Origin of the sequence: Mesorhizobium sp. LHD-90, assembly GCF_030929505.1 — a bacterium.
Taxonomy (GTDB): domain Bacteria; phylum Pseudomonadota; class Alphaproteobacteria; order Rhizobiales; family Rhizobiaceae; genus Kumtagia.
On the sequence record NZ_JAVFVV010000005.1, the window covers coordinates 315,675 to 334,344 of the forward strand.

Consider the following 18,670-nt stretch of genomic DNA (forward strand, 5'->3'; position numbering starts at 1 on the left):
GAGGGGATGCCCTCAGTGCCTGGACAGCCAGGTATCGATGTCCTTCTCGGCGGCCTCCTCAGCGGTGCCGTAGCGTTCCTGCAGCCGGCCCGCTAGCTCGCGGCGGTTGCCCTTGATCACGTCGAGGTCGTCATTGGTGAGCTTGCCCCACTGCTGCTGGACTTTGCCTTTGAACTGCTCCCAATTGCCTTCAACCTGATTCCAGTTCATGTCGCATCTCCTGGGTCATTTTCGATACCGGCGCCTTCGCGCCAGCCGAGGAGTGAACGCCGGACCGGCGACGCGGTTCCCATGAAAAAGCCCCGCCGGATCGCTCCGGCGGGGCTTTTTCGTTCCGGTGAGGCTGGAAAGCCGCCGAAGCTTAGTTGCGGCCCTTGAGTGCGGCGCCGAGAATGTCGCCGAGCGAGGCGCCGGAGTCGGTCGAGCCGTACTGGGCGACCGCTTCCTTCTCCTCGGCGATTTCCAGCGCCTTGATCGAGACCTGCACCTTGCGGGTCTTCTTGTCCCAGGCGATCACGCGGGCGTCGACCTTCTGGCCGACCGTGAAGCGCTCCGGACGCTGCTCGTCACGATCGCGCGACAGGTCGCCGCGGCGGATGAAGCTGTCGAGGCCGGTGTCGACCAGCCGGACCTCGAGGCCGCCATCCTTGATCGCCGTAACTTCGCAGGTGACCACCGCGTTCTTGCGCAGCTCGCCGCCGGCCTCGCCCGCCGTGGCGGCGGTGCGCTGCAGCTGCTTGATGCCCAGCGAGATGCGCTCCTTGTCGATGTCGACGTCAAGTACCTGCGCCTTCACCATCTGGCCGCGCTGGTACTCCTCGATGACCTGCTCGCCCGGACGGTTCCAGTCGAGGTCGGAGAGGTGCACCATGCCGTCCACGTCGCCGTCGAGGCCGATGAACAGGCCGAACTCGGTCTTGTTCTTGACCTCGCCCTCGACCTGGCTGCCGACCGGATGGTTGGCCTGGAAGGCCTGCCACGGGTTCTCCAGCGTCTGCTTGAGGCCGAGCGAGATGCGGCGCTTGGCCGGATCGACCTCGAGCACCACCACGTCGACCTGCTGCGAGGTCGACAGGATCTTGCCCGGATGCACGTTCTTCTTCGTCCACGACATTTCCGAGACGTGGATGAGGCCCTCGATGCCCGGCTCCAGCTCGACGAACGCGCCGTAGTCGGTGATGTTGGTGACCGTGCCGGTGATCTTCTTGCCGATCGGGAACTTCGTGCCGATGTCGGACCACGGATCGCTCTCGAGCTGCTTCATGCCGAGCGAGATGCGGTGGGTTTCCTGGTTGATGCGGATGATCTGCACCTTGACCGTCTGGCCGATGTTCAGGATCTCGGTCGGATGGTTGACGCGGCGCCACGCCATGTCGGTGACGTGCAGCAGGCCGTCGATGCCGCCGAGGTCGACGAACGCACCGTAGTCGGTGATGTTCTTGACCACGCCTTCGACCACCTGGCCCTCTTCGAGGTTCTGCACGATCTCCGAGCGCTGCTCGGCGCGGCTCTCTTCAAGCACGGTGCGGCGCGACACGACGATGTTGCCGCGACGGCGATCCATCTTGAGGATCTCGAAGGGCTGCGGGTTGTGCATGAGCGGGGTGACGTCGCGGATCGGACGGATGTCGACCTGCGAACGCGGCAGGAAGGCCACGGCGCCGTCGAGGTCGACGGTGAAGCCACCCTTGACCTGATTGAAGATGACGCCTTCGACGCGCTCGCCGCGGTTGAATTTTTCCTCGAGCTTGACCCAGCTCTCTTCGCGGCGGGCCTTGTCGCGGGAAAGCATGGCTTCGCCCAGTGCGTTCTCGATGCGCTCGACATAGACCTCGACGCGGTCGCCGACCTTGAGCTGGCCGTCCTTGGCCTTGGCGCCGAATTCCTTCAGCGGCACGCGGCCCTCGACCTTGAGGCCAACGTCGATGATGGCCATGTCCTTTTCGATGGCCGTGATGATGCCGCGAACGACCTGGCCTTCGCCGGAATGGCCGCTGGAAAACGACTCGTCGAGAAGGGCGGCGAAATCGTCGCGGGAGGGGTTCAGTTCAGACATTGTTTCTCCTGAAAGCCTCGCGGCTGGGGCGAGGCGGCGCCGTGGGTTCGTGTTGCGTTGGCCTGCCGGCATCTGGGTTTGTCGAAAACCCGAAGCCGCATCGAAGCGGCGGACCGGCGCGAAAGAATGCTGGCAGGCTGGTTAAGCGCCCGAGACCGGACCGGTTGTGCCTTCCCGCAGGAAGGCGACCGTGCCGCTCAGGCTGTGTTTCGCTTGGCCAGGACGCCGTCTACGACTGCCCGGGCCGCCTGAAACGCCGCTTCTATAGACATTTCGGACGTATCGAGCAAGTGCGCGTCGGCGGCTGGGCGCAGCGGCGAGTCGGCGCGACCCATGTCGCGCTCGTCGCGGCGCCTGATGTCGTCGAGGATTTCGGCGAGCGCGGCGGTGCCGCCGCGCGCCTCGATGTCGCGCAGCCGGCGCGCGGCGCGCACCTCGGCGCTGGCGGTGACGTAGAGTTTCACCGGCGCGTCCGGGCAGACCACGGTGCCGATGTCGCGCCCGTCGAGCACCGCGCCGCCGGGCTGAGCGGCGAAGGCGCGCTGCTTCTCGACCAGGATTTTCCGTACCTCGGGGATGACCGCCACCTTGGACGCCGCATCGGCCACCGCATGGGCCGACAGCGCATGCTTGTCGAGATTGCCGAGGTCGACCTGTCTCGCTGCCTCGATGGCATGCGCGGCGTCGTCGAGCGGCCAGCCCTTCTCCAGCATCTTGTGCGCCACGGCGCGATAGGTCAGCCCGGTGTCGAGATGGCCGAGGTGAAAATAGTCGGCGATGCGGCGGGCGAGCGTACCCTTGCCGGAGGCAGCGGGGCCGTCGATGGCGATGGTGAGTGATTTGGTCATGGCGGCGGACATGGCGGAGAAAAACCGGAAGCGCAACGGCTATCTCGCGCATCCGCGGCCGTGACGCCGAAGGCTGGCCTGTAGAACCGCGTCCGGCGGTCCGATCCGGCATCGTCTCGGCTGCGGCGTCGGCGTCGACCAGTGCCGCCGACTGTGGCAGCATTTTCCCTGCCGTGTTCGGCGATGCCTGGTCTGCGATCGCCATGAGGCCGAATGCAAGGCCCAGCCCTTCGAGTTGGGAGACAGGCACCAGCGTTCCAACGGAAGTCGCACGCGTCCGCCGCCAGGGCGCCGGCCGCTATTGCCCGGCCCGGCGTGGGGCGGTTTCGGTGTCCGGTGCCAGGCCAGGCTCCTCGGCCAGCGGTCCGAGCAGCACCTTGCCGAACAGCGGCTGGTAGCGTCTGCGCTGCGCCGGATCTTCCTTGAACGAGATCGCGTACTGGCCGATCTGGTGAAAATAGGTGATTCGGGCGCGCACGATGCTCTCGGCCGGGGCATAACCCATCGCCAGGAAGGAACGCTCGAGCAGCGAGATGCGCAGATCGTCGATCTCCGCCACCTCCCTGCCAAGCGTTTTCGAGGTGCGCGCCCAATCGCGCACCGCCAGATCGAGCAGCGGGCTGAACGGATCCTCGTCGACCCAGACATGCACAATGGTGGAGAAGAACTCGACGCCGTCCATGTCGGCAATCTGCTGCAGGGTCCTGAACGGGGCGCAGTTGATGCGCCGCCACTCCTCCAGAAGCTCGTCGTGAAGATCCTTCAGGCTGGAGAAGTGGAAGTAGAAGCTGCCGCGCGTCACCTTGAAGCGCCGGGCCAGCCGGTCGATCTTCACCTCGGCGATGCCGCGTTTTTCCAGCGCTTTCCTGGCGGCCGCGACCCAGGCGTCGCGGCTCAGTGTCTGGCGCGGAGCGGCCGGCCGAGTTTTTCCCACTGCAGGTCTAGCGGACGGCCGTTTCGGTTTCACCAGGGGTCATCTCCACACGGATCGTAAAGCGCAATGCCCGCCACGCGGTTGATCGTGCCGCCAATACACCCGATGGCGGTCACTCGCGAAAGGCGGTTGCGCGCTCATCCACCGCTCGTTGATCACGGCAGCGCGCCGATGCGCTCCAGCATCAGATCGAAGAAGGGCGCGGGATCGATGCGCCGCAGCACGTTGCAATTCTTCGGGCGTCCGGTGACGTGCCACCAGTCGACGACCGTCATGCCGATCGTCTCCGGCGAGACGATGTCGACCGTCACGTTGCACTGGCGCTGCTCGTAGATCTTCGGAGCAAGCAGGTAGCCGGTCACGCAGGCATCGTGGATCGGCCGGGCAGCGGTGGGAAATTTGTGGCTTCCGTACTGGCGGTAAAAGTCAGCCATGTTGGCCGCCTCGATCGCGGCGCGGCTGCCGGTGGCACGCAGCCTGCCCAGCCATTCCGTCGTCATCTGCGCGCTATAGGTGCAGTCGATCGACGCCATGGTGACGGGCACGCCGGAGTGGAACACCTTGTGCGCCGCGTGCGGGTCGACAAAGATGTTGAACTCGGCCGCCGGCGTCGCATTGCCGCCCTCGAAGAAGCCGCCGCCCATCAGCACCACCTCGCGGATGCGCGGCACGATACGCGGCTCCATGGTCATGGCCATGGCGAGATTGGTCATCGGCCCGAGCGTGCAGACGGTAATATCGCCTTCCGGCGCATCCATGATGGCGCGCGTCAGGTAGTTGACGGCATGCTCGCTCCGCAGTGGCGTCACCGGCTCGGGCAGGTCGGCGCCGTCGAGGCCGGTCTCGCCATGCACGTATTCGGCGGTGATCAGCTTGCGCACCATCGGCGCCGGGCAGCCGGCAAACACCGGAATATCGGGCCGGCCAGCGAGTTCGATCACCTTCAGCGCGTTCTTCGACGTCAGGGCGAGCGGCACGTTGCCGCCAACCGTCGTGATACCGACCACTTCGAGTTCCTCGGGCGATCCCAGCGCGAACAGGATGGCGAAGGCGTCGTCCTGGCCCGGATCGGTGTCGATGATGATTTTTCGCGGCGCCATTTCGTCCGATCCTGCTTGCATTCGATGGGGCTTGCCGATAGCACGCCGATGTGTAGAGATACAGTACTGTATCTTATGTTCAAGACAGGACGACGGCGATGGCTGCAAGCGAGCGCGGCGACTTTTCCGAGATTCCGATGCTGGATGTCTCCGGCCTCTACAGCGGCGACGAAAAGGCGATCCGCGCGGTGGCGGCGACGCTGCGCGGCTATCTGGAAAACATCGGTTTCCTCTACGTCGTCGGCCACCCGATCCCGCGCGCCGATGTCGAGGCGGTGCGCGAGACGGGCAAGAAATTCTTCGCGCTGCCGGACGAGGAAAAGCTCAAGCTGAAGATCGACAAGAATTTCCGCGGCTATCTGCCATTCGCCGGTTCGACCATAGTCACCTCGTCGGTCGCCACGGTCAGCAAGCCGAACCAGAGCGAGTCGATCTTCTTCATGCACGAGGTCGAGGCCGACGATCCGCGCGCGCTGGATGGAAAGCCATTGCAGGGACCGAATCAGTGGCCGGACGAGGCCGTGCTGCCCGGGTTCCATGCGACGATCCAGAACTACGTGGACGAGATGAGCACGCTGGCGCGAAAGATGGTCGGCGCCATCGCGATCTCGCTCGGTATGCCGGCGAACAGCCTGGACAGCCATTTCGAGCAGCCGACGACCTTCCTGCGCCTGCTTCATTATCCGACGCAGCCGAAGGAGGAGGGCCTGTTCGGCTCCGCCCCGCATACCGACTACGGCTTCATCACCCTGCTCGCACAGGACGACGTCGGCGGGCTGGAGGTCAAGAACAAGGCTGGCGACTGGGTGCCGGCGCCGCCGGTGCCGGACTCCTTCGTCATGAATGTCGGCGACATCCTGGCCCGCTGGTCGAACGACCAGTTCGTGTCGACGCCGCACCGGGTGATCAACCGCTCGGGCCGCGAACGCTATTCGCAGCCCTTCTTCTTCGATCCGTCGATGGAGGCCATGATCGAGGCGCTGCCGGCCTGCGTGCCCGCGGGGACCGCGCCGAAATACGGGCCGGTCGAATACGGCGACTATTTGATGGAGCGCATCGACAAGAACTATCACTATCGCAAGAAGCTGGCGGCCGAGGCTGCGAACGCCTGAGGTCGGGCCGGCCACTTAGAGAATTCGGTCGGGACCGCCAGCGGTCCGGCCGGAAACCGCTGCTGCGGGCCTGGGGCAGGAGCAGCGGCGGGAACCAAGAGTGTCAAGAAGACTCCAGAGGAGAATGGGAATGCGCAAGAATCTCTTTCAACTGGCGGGGCTGGGCCTTGCCGCCATGGTCACGGCGTGGGGCGCTGCAGCATTTGCCGCAGACGTGCCGAAGTCGCCCGAGGTCGAGCAGAGCGGCAAGCTCGCCGTCGCCAACACGCTCGACTATGCGCCGTTCGAATACATCGACGCCGAAGGTAAGCAGGTCGGCATCATCATCGAACTCGCCGGCGAAGTGGCGAAGCTGGTCGGCGCCGAGCTTGACGTGCAGCGTACGCCCTTCCCGTCGATGATCCCCGGCCTGGCAGCCGGCCGCTTCAAGATCGCCTGGGAGACGTTTTCGGCCAACCCGGAGCGTCTTCAGCAGGTCGACTTCGTGATGTTCATCAAGGCCGGCATCGCCGCCTCGACCTCGCCGGAGAAGAAGGACAGTCTTGCCGGCGACATGCCGCTCTGCGGCAAGCGCGTAGGCGTCTCGGCCGGCACCGCGTCCGACTTTCTGGTCGACAAGCTCAGCAAGGAATGCACCGACAAGGGCCAGAAGGCGATCGAGAAGTCGGTGTTCAACTCCTCCACCGACATCGTCCAGGCCGTGTTGTCCGACCGCGTCGACGCCCGCATGGACGACGCCACCGCCTCCAGCTATTTCGAGGTGACCAGCAAAGGCCAACTGGTCGTGCTGCCGACGCTCTACGACGTGGCGCCGCTCGGCATGGCGATCGCCAAGAACGACAAGGCGACTGCCGACATGATGGTTGCGGCGCTGGCGGAACTCTTCAAGAATGGCACCTACCAGTCGATCCTCGACAAATACGGCATGGGCGCCTACGCGATCAAGGAACCCTATTTCGTCGGCAGCATGGACGCGCTGCGCGCCGAATGACACAGGCACGGCGCCGGACTCTTGTGCCGGCGCCGCTACCCAAGGGAATTCGTGGAGAAACGATGAGTACGGCTGAGGGAAGCCATCCTGCGGCGCAGCCGGCCGCCGTTTCGGCAGCCGAGCGGCTGGTTGTGGTGCCGCGCCGCCACTACGGCATCTGGATCGGCACGGCCTTTGCTCTACTCATAGCCTTCTTCATCGTCCGCGCCTTCGCCAGCAATCCCGCCTTCGCCTGGGGCACGGCGGCGAACTACCTGTTCCATCCGCCGATCCTGCACGGTCTCGGCAACACGCTGATCCTGACTGTGCTGATCATGGCGGCAGCGATCGTCGTCGGCACGGTCATCGCCATCATGCGCGTATCGCCGAGCCCGGTGCTGCGCACCTTCGCCGGCGTCTATGTCTGGTTCTTCCGCGGCGTGCCGGCGCTGATCCAGTTGATCTTCTGGTTCAACCTGTCGCTGCTCATCCGCGAGTTCTCGCTGACGCTGCCCTGGTTCGGCACGATCTTCTCGGTGCGGACCAACGATTTCATGACACCGTTCTTCTCCGCCGTGGTGGCGCTGTCGCTGTGCGAAGCCGGCTACATGGCCGAAATCATCCGCGCCGGCATCAAGTCGGTGCCGAGCGGCCAGTCGGAGGCGGCGAGCGCGCTGGGCATGCCCTACCGCATGATCCTGAAACGCATCGTGCTGCCGCAGGCCATGCGTTTCGTGGTGCCGCCCACCGGCAACGAGGCGATCAACCTCTTGAAGATGACCTCGCTGGTGACCTTCATCGCCGTCGACGACCTGTTCTATTCGGCGCAGTCGATCTATGCGCGCACCTTCGAGACCATCCCGCTGCTGATCGTCGTCGCCTTCTGGTATCTCGCTGTTGTCAGCATCATGTCGGTCGGACAGCATTTCCTCGAGCGGCATTTCGGCCGCAGCGAGGTGCGCCGCGATCCGATGGGCATGCGCATCCTGCGCAACGCCTTCGGGCCGCGGCCGGCGGGAGCGGTCAAATGAGCAACATCAAAGCCGAGAACCGGGCGCGCTTCGGCGTCCCCGCCAACTCCATGGTGTTTGCACGCGCGGTGCATAAATCCTACGGCCAGTTGGAGGTGCTGAAGGGCGTCGATATCGATGTTCCGACCGGAACCGTCGCCTGCATCATCGGCCCGTCCGGCTCTGGCAAGAGCACCTTCCTGCGCTGCATCAACCACCTGGAAAAGCTCAGCGGCGGCATATTGCTGGTCGATGACGAGTTCGTCGGCTACGATTTGCGCGGCGACAGACTGTTCGAGGTCAAGGACGACGAACTGTGCAAGCGGCGCGCCGAGATCGGCATGCTGTTCCAGTCCTTCAACCTGTTCTCCCACATGACGGTGATGGAAAACATCATCGAGGCGCCGACGCAGGTGCGGCGCGTGCCCGTCGACCAGGCGAAAAGGGAAGCCGAAGTGCTGCTCGCCCGCGTCGGGCTTTCCGACAAGGTCGACCGCTACCCGCGAGAACTCTCGGGCGGTCAGCAGCAGCGCGTGGCGATCGCCCGCGCCATGGCGATGAAACCGAAGGTGCTCTTGTTCGACGAGCCGACCTCGGCGCTCGATCCCGAGCTTGTCGGCGAGGTGCTGCAGGTCATGCGCGACCTCGCCCAGAGCGGCATGACCATGGTGGTGGTCACCCACGAGATCGGTTTTGCCCGCGAGATCGGCGACGAGCTGATCTTCATGGACAGCGGCGTGATCGTCGAACGCGGCAATCCGCGCGAGATGATCGCCCGACCGAAATCGCCGCGCACCGCCGAGTTTTTGTCGCGGGTGCTATAGGGCGGTTTGCACTCAGGTTGGCGACCTGAGTGCAAAGGCAAGCGCTCAGTCGTTGACGACGTTCCAGCTTTCGTCAGGATTGAAGCGATCAATGTATTTGACGATCGCGTCCGTGGCCTGACCGAGGTCGGCCTCGTAGACGATGCCCTGCTGGTTGACCGCGAAGGTATGCACGCCGGTCTCGCCATATTTCACCGGCCAGGCGATCAGCGCGAAACCGCCGATCATGTTGTCGTTGATGACGTAGTCGTAGGCGCCGCCGGCTATGTTGTCGCCCTGGCCGGTCAGGATCTTGAAGCGGTAGCCGAAATAGCCCTCACCCTGGCTAGCGTCCTCAAGCTCCGCCTGGCTGAGGTCGCCCGCCGGGCTCTCGCCATTCACCGCGTCGGCAGGCCAATAGAGCCCGTCGGTGGCACCTTCGCTGCTGATCAGTTTTTGGGCGAACTCCTCGACGCCGTCGCCGTCGCGGTCCTCTTCGGCATAGTCCTCCTGCGCTTCGACATAGGCGAGCATCGTCGCCATCGCCTCCAGTTCGTTCTCGCCGACGCGGCGGTTGACGATCTCCTCGAGCCCGGCCTGGGTATCGAACGCCCATTTGCCGTCTTCATCCCCCTTCAGTATGGGGAATGGAAATGGCCATAGCTTGTCGCCGATCTGCAGGATTTTTCCGTTCTCGATGTCGGCGACCACGACTTTTTTGGCAGCGCCCTCGCGGATCTGCGCGAAGGTATCCGTCACGCCCTCGGCGCTTTTGAGCTTGGCCGCGTCGAGGCCGAGCAATTTGGCCAAACCGTCGAAGTCGTTGTCGGCCAGTGTTTTTTTGAAAGCGGCGATTGCGGCCTCCGCGTTGTCGAACAGCGGCGGATCCTGTTCCGCCTCGAAGGCGAAGATGCCTGGGTCTTCGGCGCCTGCCGCCGCCTGATCGGCCGGAGCCTGATCCTGCGCCAAGGACGCCGCGGGCTGAGCCACCGCGAGCCCCGCTGCAAGTGCGGACAGGCAGATCGTGCGCATCATACGATGAAGGATCGTGTTCATGGTTCTGCTCCCTTGCCCGTTCTCAGCGCCTGCGGCCGCCGCCGCGATGTCCGCCGCCAGCATGCCTGCCCCCGCCGCCGCCGCGATGCATCTGTTGCCTGCCTCCCCCGCCGTGCTGGATGGCCCGGCCGCCGCCGCGGGATCCACCGCCCATGGCTTTCTGGCCGCGGTTCGAATGCATCTTGGCGGTCTTGCCGCGATCGACATTGCCCAGCCCGGAAGGCTTTTTCGGCCGGTTGTCGACCCGATTGGCGGCCTTCGGCTTGCCGGCCGGGCGGTTGACTTTGTCGGGCCGGCGATCGGCATTCGGACGCGCCGCCTCGCGGCGGTCGCCGGCGGGACGCGCCGCCGGCCGCTGACCGTCCGGACGGCGGGCCTGGTCCCCTCCCGGCCGGTTCTTCAGCCCGTCCAGCGTGCTCTTGCGAATGTCGTTGGCCTTGATGTTCCTGTTTGCCAAGTTGCCAGCCTGGTTCCTCTTGATGTCGGCTGCCCGGTCGCGGACCGAATTGTTACGGTTGCTCTCGACGCGGTTCTTGATGTTGGTGCGGTCGAACTTGGCGAACTGGTCCTTGTCGAACTTGATCTTCGAGCGGTCGACGTTCTTCCAGTCGATGTCGTTGAAATTGACCTTGCCGTTGAAATCGCGGTTGTTGAAGCAATGGTCGCAATCGATGTCTATGTCGCCGCCGTCCCAATGGCCGCCCCACACGTCCCAGTCGTCCCAGTCGACGGCGGCCGCCCAGATCGCTCCGGTCACCGCGCCGGCGAAGAATGTCGCACCCGGATACCAGTAGCTCGGATAGGGTTCGGGATAATAGGCGATCGGCGCCGCGGGATAGTCCTCCACATAAAGCATCTGCGGTTCGTACTGCGGCACATAAACGGTTTGCGGGTTCACCGATTGGATGACGATGTTGTCGCCCTGCGTCTCGACCTTCATCTTGTCGTCGGTCTTGACGATGTTCTTGGCCACCGCCTCCTCGCGCAACTGCTGGATGGCGACGAGCACGTCCTTCTGCTGATAGGCGATGGCGTCGCCGAGCTGCTGCGTCCACTCCAGGTCGTCGCTCATCATCTTGACGACCTCGGGATAGTTGAGCAGCGAGATCACGCTGCCGTCCCAGCTCTCCTTCGGCTTCAGGCTCTTGTCCTTGGCGTAGTCGTCGAGGTAGCGCGACGCCTCGACGATCTGCAACGGATAGAGCGAGGCCGCGGTGATGACGGCGACCAGCTCGTCCGGATAGAGCGCGATGCGCGCCACAAGCACTTCCAGTTCGTCGGCGCTCAGCGGCTCCGGCGTGGTGCTTGCCGCGTCGGCCGTCCCGGCGGCGGCCGTCTGCTCCTGGGCCAAGGCGGATGTCGGACCAGGCGCAGTCAAGAGGATGGAGGCGAGCGCGACCGTGACGGCGAAACCAAGCCTGCGGGTGCTTTTGCTGTTCATGCCGGTAACCTCACCTCCTATGCAACCAGTAGCAGACCAGCGTAGCAATACATGTCGGATTAAGCTAGCCCGTCTGGTCCCGCATGACTGGGCCAAGATCGGAGCAGCCGAGGCTCCTCAAGGCGATTGCCGAGCCGCGGTGGGCCGTGCTATCGAGGCTGCCGCGCGGGTATGATGTAATGGTAGCCTGTCAGCTTCCCAAGCTGAACGCGCGGGTTCGATTCCCGCTACCCGCTCCAGCCTTTCAGAAATTTGCTGTCCACACATTCCTGGCAGTGCGAGATCCGAGCGGGCGAACTGGCTGCAAGTACTGGTCCATCGGCGCGATTGTCGCGCGCCGGCGAACCGGAACGCTTGTCGCCGCATTGGGGACCGCGTGGGGCTTCACGCTGATTTCACGCTGGGCTTGCGACGAATGAGCCGTCATCCGGGCCGCCGGGGGAGGCTATGCCAGATCCGAAGACCTATCTGCTCGATCTGCCGGCCCATGCGAGGCCCGATCCTGTCGGCACTCGCGGGCCGCGGCACCGCGGCGTCCGGAACTTTTGGGCGAGTTCAGCGTCGTCGCGAATTTTCGACATGATGCTTGACCCGCCACCGGCTCCGACCGGGGCCGGTTTCGAGGGTTCGTCCTGCCGCCCGGCGTGGGGGCAGAGACGCCGATGATCGCGGGCGTGACGCCAATGGACGATCTGCCATCGACCGACATGGAAGCCTGCTGCGCCGGTCACCAGAATCGAACGGCTTGCGTGACAGTCGCAGCGCCGCTCGGTCGGCCGGTTGCCGGGACGGATTGTGGCCTCCTGCACAATCCGTCCCATTTTTCATCTCGCCTGTTTGCGCGCGGGAACCCAGCGGGCGCCGGGCGAGGCGCCGGCAGGGCAGCATTCCGCTCTTTTCGCTTGCTAGGCGTGTCGCTGCGGCGCAGTTTTCGCCCGCATTGCGGCTTGCCGGGCCGGCATTGCATTGGGCCGGTTCGGATATTGCCGAGAAATGAAAGGCCTGCCTGAACAGGTGGAGGGGGCGATGCGACACGGAGACGACGCGGACTACGAGACGCTGGTCAATCACCGGCGAACCTACAGCACGAAACGGATGAGCGCACGCCCTGCCGTCGAATCGGCGCGCTCGAGTTCCGGCGAAGTCCTGCGACAACGTCTTCTCTTTCCAAGCCTGGCCGGCAGGCCGATCAGCCTTATCTCGTCCGACGACGACAGCGTGGCGGTAGAACGCACGCAGGAGGCGATCTCTGCCATCTCCAGCCGGATGCTAGGCCCGATCGATCCTTCCGATGTCAGCGACATACCCTCCGCCTTCACCTATTTTGGCCAGTTCGTCTTCCACGACATGGTCTTCAGCCGGATCTTCGGTGCACCGGCTCGGGAGGTAGGGGAGCGCCCGATGCGCAACGCCTCCTCCGGCAGCATCGACCTGTCCGGGTTGTACGGTCGCGGTCCGGTCGTCGACCCGCATCTCTATGACTGGGCTTCCGCAACCGATCCGACGCTGTGCCGGTTTCCCCTGGGCCTGCCGGCCGTCAGCGACCGCACCGTCAATCTTCCTGTGGACGGGACCGTCGAAAGGGCGCGTGACCTGCCGCGCATCGATGGGGCCGGAGGCTATATGAGCGTGTGCGGGCGCAAGGCGCCCTATCGCCCGCTGGTGGCCGATCCACGCAACGACGACAACCTCATTCTTTCGCAGCTTCATTGCACGCTGATGCAGGTGCACAACCGTCTCATCGACGTGCAGATGAAGCGCCAGGCGGTGTCTCCGAAGGATGCTTTCGAGCGAGCGCGCGCCTATCTGACCAGCGCCTATCGCCGCGTCGTGGTCGACGACTATCTGCGCCGGATCCTGTTCGGTCCGGTCTGGGAGCATTTCTTCAAGGGCGAGGATTTTCACGGGCCGGGTCTGGCCTCGCTTGAGCCTCTCGCCGACCTTCCGCTGGAATTCTCGTTCGGTGCCTCGCGCTTCGCGCACGCGATGGTTCGCGACCGCTATCGCGTCAATCAGACCTTTGACGGGGATCCAAGCTCGTTGCGGGAGGTCCTGTCGTTCTCCAGCCAGCGCCCGAACGGAGACGTTCCGATCCGGGCGAACTGGGCGGTGGACTGGCACCGCTTCGCCGAGCTCGGCGGCGCCGGGGATCTGGTGAAGGCGCGGCGTATTAGTCCGTTCCTCACCTACGAACTGGCGGTCGTCAAGCATGCGGCCGATCTCGACGGGACCCCGCGTTCGATCGCCTTCATGGATTGCTGGCGCTGCTATCACCTCGGGCTTCCGTCCGGGCAGCGCGTCGCCGCCGCCGTCGCGGCGGCGCTTCCTCGTGAATGCGGCGAGGTCAAGGTGCTCACCGGCAGCGACATGTTGCCGACGCAGAAATGCAGGCAGCGCCACAGTTTCCATGCCGCCGAACTCGAACGCGCCTTGCAGGCCCATCCGCAGTTCCTGGAGGAGACGCCGCTCTCCTATTATGTGCTGCAGGAAGCTTCGCTGCTGGGCGACGACGGAAATCATCTCGGGCCCGTCGGATCCTATGTCATCGCCGCCACCGTCGCGGCGGCGCTTTTCAATGCCAGCGATAGCGAAATCCACGTGCAACTGCCGTGGGCGGTCAAGCCTCGCACTCTCGCTGGCCTTCTCAGCCTGGCGGACGAAAGGCTCGTCCCGGACGAAACCCTGAACGGCTATCTTGAGCGGACTGTTCGTCCCGATCTTTCCGCCAGGGGACATCGCAGAACCGGTAACGCAACCTGAAAATCAAGGAGGGCAATATGGCAAAGTTCGAGAACATCCAGTTCGAGGCGCTCGGCGAATTCATCCAGCGGGCGATCAAGGACCCTGAAATGGTGAAGATATTCAAGACCGGCTCGCAGTCGGAGATCAAAGGCCTTCTCAGTGGCTTCATGACGCCGAAGGGCAAGAGCTGGGACGAGATCACGATCGTTCCGCATTTCGACGAGGACAATGTCGTCAACATCGCGTTCCCCTTCACCGGCGACGTGGAAGAGACCGTCAGGACGATTGCACCCGAGACCGGCGACGGCGAGGACTATCCCTTCCCGGCGCACTACACCTTCAATCCGAATTCCGGCGCGAATCCTGAGGAGAAGAAGGCCAACCGGCTTCGAGGCTACCGCAGCCGCCTGGGCGACTATGTGATGTCGCGCTGCAAATAGTTGTCGCGCCGGCCGCGTCAGGCCAGCCTGGCGGCGCGGTCGATGCCTTGCCAAAGGCGCTCCCGATCGGCGTCGAGCCGGATGGGGAATACGTTTCTGAACCAATCTATGGCGGCCCGCCGCGTCGGGCGTTCGCCATTGTGCCACGCGGCGGTAACACTGCGGAGGAACATCCGGAAGTCGGCCCCGGCGGTCGCGTCGTTGCCCAGCAGGGCATTTGCGGCCGCCGACCACCCACGGATGTCCGGGAACAGGCCGTCGCTCTTTTCCACCGCATCCAGGCAGCCTTGCAGATCGCCCGCCAGGAAACATACGGTCGCCAGATAGCCGTAGTAATGCGGCTCGTGCAGCGGATTGAGTTCGAACGACCGCCGTGCCAACTCGACCGCGCGCTCGTGATTGCCGATGAACCCGCTCGCCAGGGAATAGGCGATCAGGGTCGACGGATTGGCTGCGTTGAGGTCGTGGGCGAGGCGGAAATGGAAATCCGCCAGTTCCCAGCGCCGGGCCAGTAGATGGCTCCAGGCCAGGTTCACCTGGTTTCGATGATCCAGCGGATCCAGCATGACCGCCTGTTTGGCCAGGTCGAAGGCGCGATCGAGATCGGCGCTGTCCAGCGGATAACCCGGCAGGACGATCCACCGCGAGTTCAGGATCGCGGCCAGGCTGGAATAGGCGCAGGACAGGCGGGGATCGAGGCGAATGGCATCCTCGTAGCGGGCAATTGCCGCTGCCTCGGTGTCGTTGCGCCACAGGATGGAGAGCCTCTGCCCGTCCAGCCAACTGTCATAGGCCGAGATGTAGTTGGGCGACTGTTCGGCGATGCGATGCAGGCGCGTCGTGGAAATCACGAGCTGAAGGCGGGAGGCTACCTGCGCGCATATCTCGTTGAAAACCGTTCTCCATGCCGACGGTTCGGCTGGCGCCGTCGTTGCAAACTGAAGGTCGCCCGACGCCAGCGCGCGGCACGAGATTTCGAAGGCGTGCCCGTGCCCGTCATCCGACGCGGTTATCACGACGGCGAGATCCGCGTTGCCGCCGGCCGCTGCGCGAAGCGCCTCGATCGAACCGGAGCGGAGCACATCGCGATCGAGTTCGGCCTGGATCGCCGTCCAGTGCCTGAAACGTGAGAGTGATGCCGAAAGTTCGCTCACCAGGGCGAACTGCACATGCGCGTCGGTCGCCTTGTATCTTTCGGTGACGAGGACGATGGTCGGCCTCTCGATGAAATTCGGGAACGACTCGGCATTGTCATAGGTGCTGGACGCTGCGCCGGCGTCTGGTGTTTCGCGCGCCGACCTGAACTGCTCCAGTTGCCGGACGATGTCGCGGGATGGCGAAATATCCAGTTCCGAGCGCAGATCGGCCGCGTAGCGTTCGAAGAAGACACGCGCCCGCGCATAGCCACCTTCCCGGTGAAGCGCGCGCAGCATTTCGATCGCGGCGGCTTCGTGGAATGGATCGAGCCGCAGAATGCAGGTGGCGATCGCCTTCCGTTCGGCGAGCGTCGAATTGGGACCGTCGAGCACCTTCGACAGCGATTGCACCTGACCGTCGCACCAATGGGTGGAGGTCGTCCTCAGCCAGTTGTCGAACACGGGATCGCAATCTTCAACGCCCCCGCAAAACAACTCTCCCCGCCGCGACAGCAAGCGGTCGGCAGCCGCGAAATCCCGTTCCGCCAGGGCGCGCTGAACCTCCGAGACGTCCGCCTTGATCACGCTTCGGTCGACCCCCACCGAGAGCTTGTCGACGAGAAGAAAGTCGAGGCCGGTATCGATTTCGATCTGCCGCAGGTCGCGGATCGACTGCCTCAGCGAGGCGCGGGCATGTTCCTCGTCCCTGTCGCTCCACAACAGCGCCGACAGGCGTCCGCGCGTTTCGCGCGTTTGCTCGCTGAGCAGCAGGTATGCGAGGATGGCGCAAGCCTTGCGCTTGTCGAAGGCCTGGACCTTGCCGGCGCAGCGCATCTCGAAGCTGCCGAGAAGCCTGACTTCAAGGCATTTCTCGGAAACGCTTTCTTCCCCAAGTTTTTCAACCAATGCTATCGACATCCCGCGCCTGCGCCCGCCGTGGCCTGTCAGTATCGAGGGCGGGCTGAAAATGGTGGTTTCCGAGAACCGAAGCACAGCATACCCGCCGGTAGATGGGTATCGGAAACACAGAAAGTGCCATTTGCAGACGGCCGCCGTCCGAATATCAATGGGCCATTGCTCCCATCTAATACCGGAAACGATTTCGAGTTAAGTGGACAACCGGTTTGCGGCTGGAAAAACGTCACTGGGATGTACTTGCCAATCACCCGTCGATCGGCTGCGCCCGGGAATTGTCTCGCGGCATCGACCCGGCTGTTGCGGCCGAAATAGCAAGCGCGGGGTTCGGCGGGGATCTTGCGGCCTCCGATTTCTCCAGCCGGCGGTTGTTCGCTCTGGCGGCGCTTCGCGGCATGGCCGTCGACGTTTTCCAGGTTCCCGGAGGCAGCCTGGCCGCCAGCAATATCGACCTGCCAGGCACTGATGGGCCGGAAAAGGTTACGGTCAGCGGCAAGGGTTTTTCGACTGCGCCGGCGGTGCTGGGCTGCCTCGGCGAGGCGGCGGAAGTCAGCAGTTGGATGTATCGCCCGACCGACCGGGAGGTCCTGGTCGGGGACGTGGTGCTGGATCGGCAGGCGGCGGTCTCAGCCGGAGACGTGCTTGGCTTTTCCGCGGCCCAGATACGCAACCGGCAGGACTTCAACCGGTTTTGGGATGGCTGGGACGCGATTGCGCCAGCGCGGCAGATAAGGAAGGCGGATCTGTGGACGACGGTGCGCGACGCGACTGGCTCGAAAGCCGCCCGTTGCCCGGCGTTCCTCTGCTTCGGGCGGTTCGGCGAGGCCGTCCATGGCGACAAGAGCATGAACGTCGATTCGAACGGCTGCGCCGCCGGAAGCTCCATGGACGACGCGCGGCTGCGCGCGATCCTCGAAATCGCGGAGCGCGACGCGACCGGCATCTGGTGGTGGCGCGGCTGCCGGCGCGAACGCATCGCGCCCGATCGCCTGGACGATGCCAAACTGTCTTCGGCACTGGCCGAACATGGCGAGGAAACCGGGCGGAGGGCCTGGTTTCTGGACATTTCCACCTTCCGCAACTGTCGCGCCGTGGCCGCGGTTTCATGCGGGCCCAACGGCGAGCGTGTCGCATTGGGATTCGCCGCCGCCCTTTGCTTGCGCGACGCGGTCAGGGCGTCGTTTCTCGAGATGATCCAGACGGAGCTGGCGATCGACGCCTATGAGATTCGCCGGGAGGTGGATCCGGACGGCCCGCTAGCGGCCGGCGACAGCCGCATGGCGCGGTGGCTCCGGCAGGCCAATCTTGGCGCGCTCGATTTTGTCGCCGGCGCCGACGGCCCGCCCTCGAAACGGCCGGCGGGCCGGACCGGCACGCTATCCGGTCTGATCGGGGAAATGGCGGAAGCAGGCTCGGATGTCTGGTTTGCCGATCTGTCGCGCGCCGAGATCGGTGTGCCCGTGGTGAAGGCGATATCGGCCGGCTTGGCCCATTTCAAGCCACGATGGGGCTGCCGGCGCATCTGGGATTTGCCGCAACAGCGCGGCTGGGCGACGAAATATGGACGGCGCGATTGGCGAAAGCCGCCGCCGCTGCTAGTGTAGGCACTGGCCTGCCGGACTCCGCGAGAAGTCTGGAAAGTCAAGCGATTTCAATGGAATGTGAAGCGCGGCTCTCGACAGCCGCATGACTGGTTTGGCGCGGACCCTCGGGCGGCCGGCGCGACGGCGCCTTTGGGTGTTTCGGACCGACAGCACAGGCCGATTCGGTTTGATTGGACTGCCACGATCCCGAACGTCCGCAGGTGCTCCGCGAAAAGTGGTGGACCGAGCCGACCCAAAAAGCACGGACGATCGCCCCGCCGCGGAGAGGGTGTCGCCAAAGGGCATATAGCCGGGAGCGTCCGGCCAACATCCCGGCCTCAGCGTGATTTGGGCTTCACGCTCACTTCACGGTGACGTTGCGTAACTGTGCCGGAGATTTGGCGCCGGGGGCAGCCAAGAGCGATGGCGGGACGGTTTTGACCAATCAGCAGCATCGATCGAACAGAGAGAGGTTCGAAGCGAGGGGGGCTCGCATGGCGAGCAGGGCTCGTTTTGGACGGGCG

General features: G+C 64.4%; 15 protein-coding genes and 1 tRNA gene. 8 read left to right on the top strand and 8 right to left on the bottom strand.

What is annotated here, in order from left to right; genetic code table 11:
• Positions 1-12 precede the first annotated feature (12 nt).
• From RB623_RS09265 to RB623_RS09285, 5 genes are all read right to left on the bottom strand, one after another.
• The gene (locus RB623_RS09265; protein WP_308056490.1) at positions 13-210 is read right to left on the bottom strand and encodes a CsbD family protein; all 198 of its coding nucleotides are present in this window, start codon (positions 208-210) and stop codon (positions 13-15) included.
• A gap of 151 nt (positions 211-361) precedes the next feature.
• Positions 362-2,056: a 30S ribosomal protein S1 gene (rpsA, locus tag RB623_RS09270; protein ID WP_308056491.1), complete on the bottom strand. Its 1,695-nt coding sequence runs from the start codon at positions 2,054-2,056 to the stop codon at positions 362-364.
• Between the two features lie 197 nt (positions 2,057-2,253).
• On the bottom strand, positions 2,254-2,904 hold the full coding sequence (gene cmk, locus RB623_RS09275; RefSeq protein ID WP_308056492.1) for a (d)CMP kinase: 651 nt from the start codon (positions 2,902-2,904) through the stop codon (positions 2,254-2,256).
• Between the two features lie 298 nt (positions 2,905-3,202).
• Positions 3,203-3,838, bottom strand: a complete 636-nt coding sequence (locus RB623_RS09280; RefSeq protein ID WP_308056493.1) for a TetR/AcrR family transcriptional regulator — start codon at positions 3,836-3,838, stop codon at positions 3,203-3,205.
• Between the two features lie 155 nt (positions 3,839-3,993).
• Positions 3,994-4,938: a nucleoside hydrolase gene (locus tag RB623_RS09285; RefSeq protein ID WP_308056494.1), complete on the bottom strand. Its 945-nt coding sequence runs from the start codon at positions 4,936-4,938 to the stop codon at positions 3,994-3,996.
• 98 nt (positions 4,939-5,036) lie between these two features.
• Here RB623_RS09285 and RB623_RS09290 point away from each other — a divergent pair, with 98 nt between their 5' ends.
• The 4 genes from RB623_RS09290 to RB623_RS09305 all read left to right on the top strand — a co-directional run bounded on the left by RB623_RS09290 (position 5,037) and on the right by RB623_RS09305 (position 8,854).
• Positions 5,037-6,050 carry a 2OG-Fe(II) oxygenase family protein gene (locus tag RB623_RS09290; protein ID WP_308056495.1) on the top strand — a complete coding sequence of 338 codons (1,014 nt, stop codon included), beginning with the start codon at positions 5,037-5,039 and terminating at the stop codon, positions 6,048-6,050.
• A 130-nt stretch (positions 6,051-6,180) separates the two neighbouring features.
• Positions 6,181-7,041 (top strand): ABC transporter substrate-binding protein, encoded by an 861-nt coding sequence (locus RB623_RS09295; protein ID WP_308056496.1) that lies wholly within the window; start codon positions 6,181-6,183, stop codon positions 7,039-7,041.
• A gap of 62 nt (positions 7,042-7,103) precedes the next feature.
• A complete protein-coding gene (locus tag RB623_RS09300; protein WP_308056497.1) occupies positions 7,104-8,051 on the top strand; it encodes an amino acid ABC transporter permease in 948 nt (315 codons plus the stop codon).
• 50 nt (positions 8,052-8,101) lie between these two features.
• A complete protein-coding gene (locus RB623_RS09305) occupies positions 8,102-8,854 on the top strand; it encodes an amino acid ABC transporter ATP-binding protein (RefSeq protein WP_374121661.1) in 753 nt (250 codons plus the stop codon).
• A 45-nt stretch (positions 8,855-8,899) separates the two neighbouring features.
• Here RB623_RS09305 and RB623_RS09310 read toward each other — a convergent pair whose 3' ends face one another.
• Both RB623_RS09310 and RB623_RS09315 read right to left on the bottom strand, forming a co-directional pair.
• On the bottom strand, positions 8,900-9,889 hold the full coding sequence (locus RB623_RS09310) for a DUF2950 domain-containing protein (RefSeq protein WP_308056500.1): 990 nt from the start codon (positions 9,887-9,889) through the stop codon (positions 8,900-8,902).
• A 22-nt stretch (positions 9,890-9,911) separates the two neighbouring features.
• Entirely contained in the window at positions 9,912-11,330 is a 1,419-nt protein-coding gene (locus tag RB623_RS09315; protein ID WP_308056501.1) for a DUF3300 domain-containing protein, read from the bottom strand.
• A 165-nt stretch (positions 11,331-11,495) separates the two neighbouring features.
• Here RB623_RS09315 and RB623_RS09320 point away from each other — a divergent pair.
• The 3 genes from RB623_RS09320 to RB623_RS09330 all read left to right on the top strand — a co-directional run bounded on the left by RB623_RS09320 (position 11,496) and on the right by RB623_RS09330 (position 14,512).
• Positions 11,496-11,569, top strand: a tRNA-Gly gene (locus RB623_RS09320).
• 787 nt (positions 11,570-12,356) lie between these two features.
• Complete coding sequence (locus RB623_RS09325) at positions 12,357-14,090, top strand: peroxidase family protein (RefSeq protein ID WP_308056502.1); 1,734 nt, start codon at positions 12,357-12,359, stop codon at positions 14,088-14,090.
• Between the two features lie 17 nt (positions 14,091-14,107).
• Positions 14,108-14,512, top strand: coding sequence for a hypothetical protein (locus tag RB623_RS09330; protein WP_308056503.1), 405 nt, complete (start codon positions 14,108-14,110; stop codon positions 14,510-14,512).
• A gap of 17 nt (positions 14,513-14,529) precedes the next feature.
• Here the strand turns inward: RB623_RS09330 and RB623_RS09335 are convergent, their stop codons facing one another.
• Positions 14,530-16,554, bottom strand: a complete 2,025-nt coding sequence (locus tag RB623_RS09335) for a BTAD domain-containing putative transcriptional regulator (RefSeq protein WP_308056504.1) — start codon at positions 16,552-16,554, stop codon at positions 14,530-14,532.
• Between the two features lie 218 nt (positions 16,555-16,772).
• Between RB623_RS09335 and RB623_RS09340 the strand changes: the two genes are divergently transcribed.
• Positions 16,773-18,167: a YcaO-like family protein gene (locus tag RB623_RS09340; RefSeq protein WP_308056505.1), complete on the top strand. Its 1,395-nt coding sequence runs from the start codon at positions 16,773-16,775 to the stop codon at positions 18,165-18,167.
• Positions 18,168-18,670: the final 503 nt, after the last annotated feature.

Coding starts and splice junctions, on each gene's coding strand:
- RB623_RS09265 (WP_308056490.1), bottom strand. CDS start 210: ATGAACTGGAATCAGGTTGAAGGCAATTGGGAGCAGTTCAAAGGCAAA.
- rpsA (WP_308056491.1), bottom strand. CDS start 2,056: ATGTCTGAACTGAACCCCTCCCGCGACGATTTCGCCGCCCTTCTCGAC.
- cmk (WP_308056492.1), bottom strand. CDS start 2,904: ATGACCAAATCACTCACCATCGCCATCGACGGCCCCGCTGCCTCCGGC.
- RB623_RS09285 (WP_308056494.1), bottom strand. CDS start 4,938: ATGGCGCCGCGAAAAATCATCATCGACACCGATCCGGGCCAGGACGAC.
- RB623_RS09290 (WP_308056495.1), top strand. CDS start 5,037: ATGGCTGCAAGCGAGCGCGGCGACTTTTCCGAGATTCCGATGCTGGAT.
- RB623_RS09295 (WP_308056496.1), top strand. CDS start 6,181: ATGCGCAAGAATCTCTTTCAACTGGCGGGGCTGGGCCTTGCCGCCATG.
- RB623_RS09300 (WP_308056497.1), top strand. CDS start 7,104: ATGAGTACGGCTGAGGGAAGCCATCCTGCGGCGCAGCCGGCCGCCGTT.
- RB623_RS09305 (WP_374121661.1), top strand. CDS start 8,102: ATGGTGTTTGCACGCGCGGTGCATAAATCCTACGGCCAGTTGGAGGTG.
- RB623_RS09310 (WP_308056500.1), bottom strand. CDS start 9,889: ATGAACACGATCCTTCATCGTATGATGCGCACGATCTGCCTGTCCGCA.
- RB623_RS09315 (WP_308056501.1), bottom strand. CDS start 11,330: ATGAACAGCAAAAGCACCCGCAGGCTTGGTTTCGCCGTCACGGTCGCG.
- RB623_RS09325 (WP_308056502.1), top strand. CDS start 12,357: ATGCGACACGGAGACGACGCGGACTACGAGACGCTGGTCAATCACCGG.
- RB623_RS09330 (WP_308056503.1), top strand. CDS start 14,108: ATGGCAAAGTTCGAGAACATCCAGTTCGAGGCGCTCGGCGAATTCATC.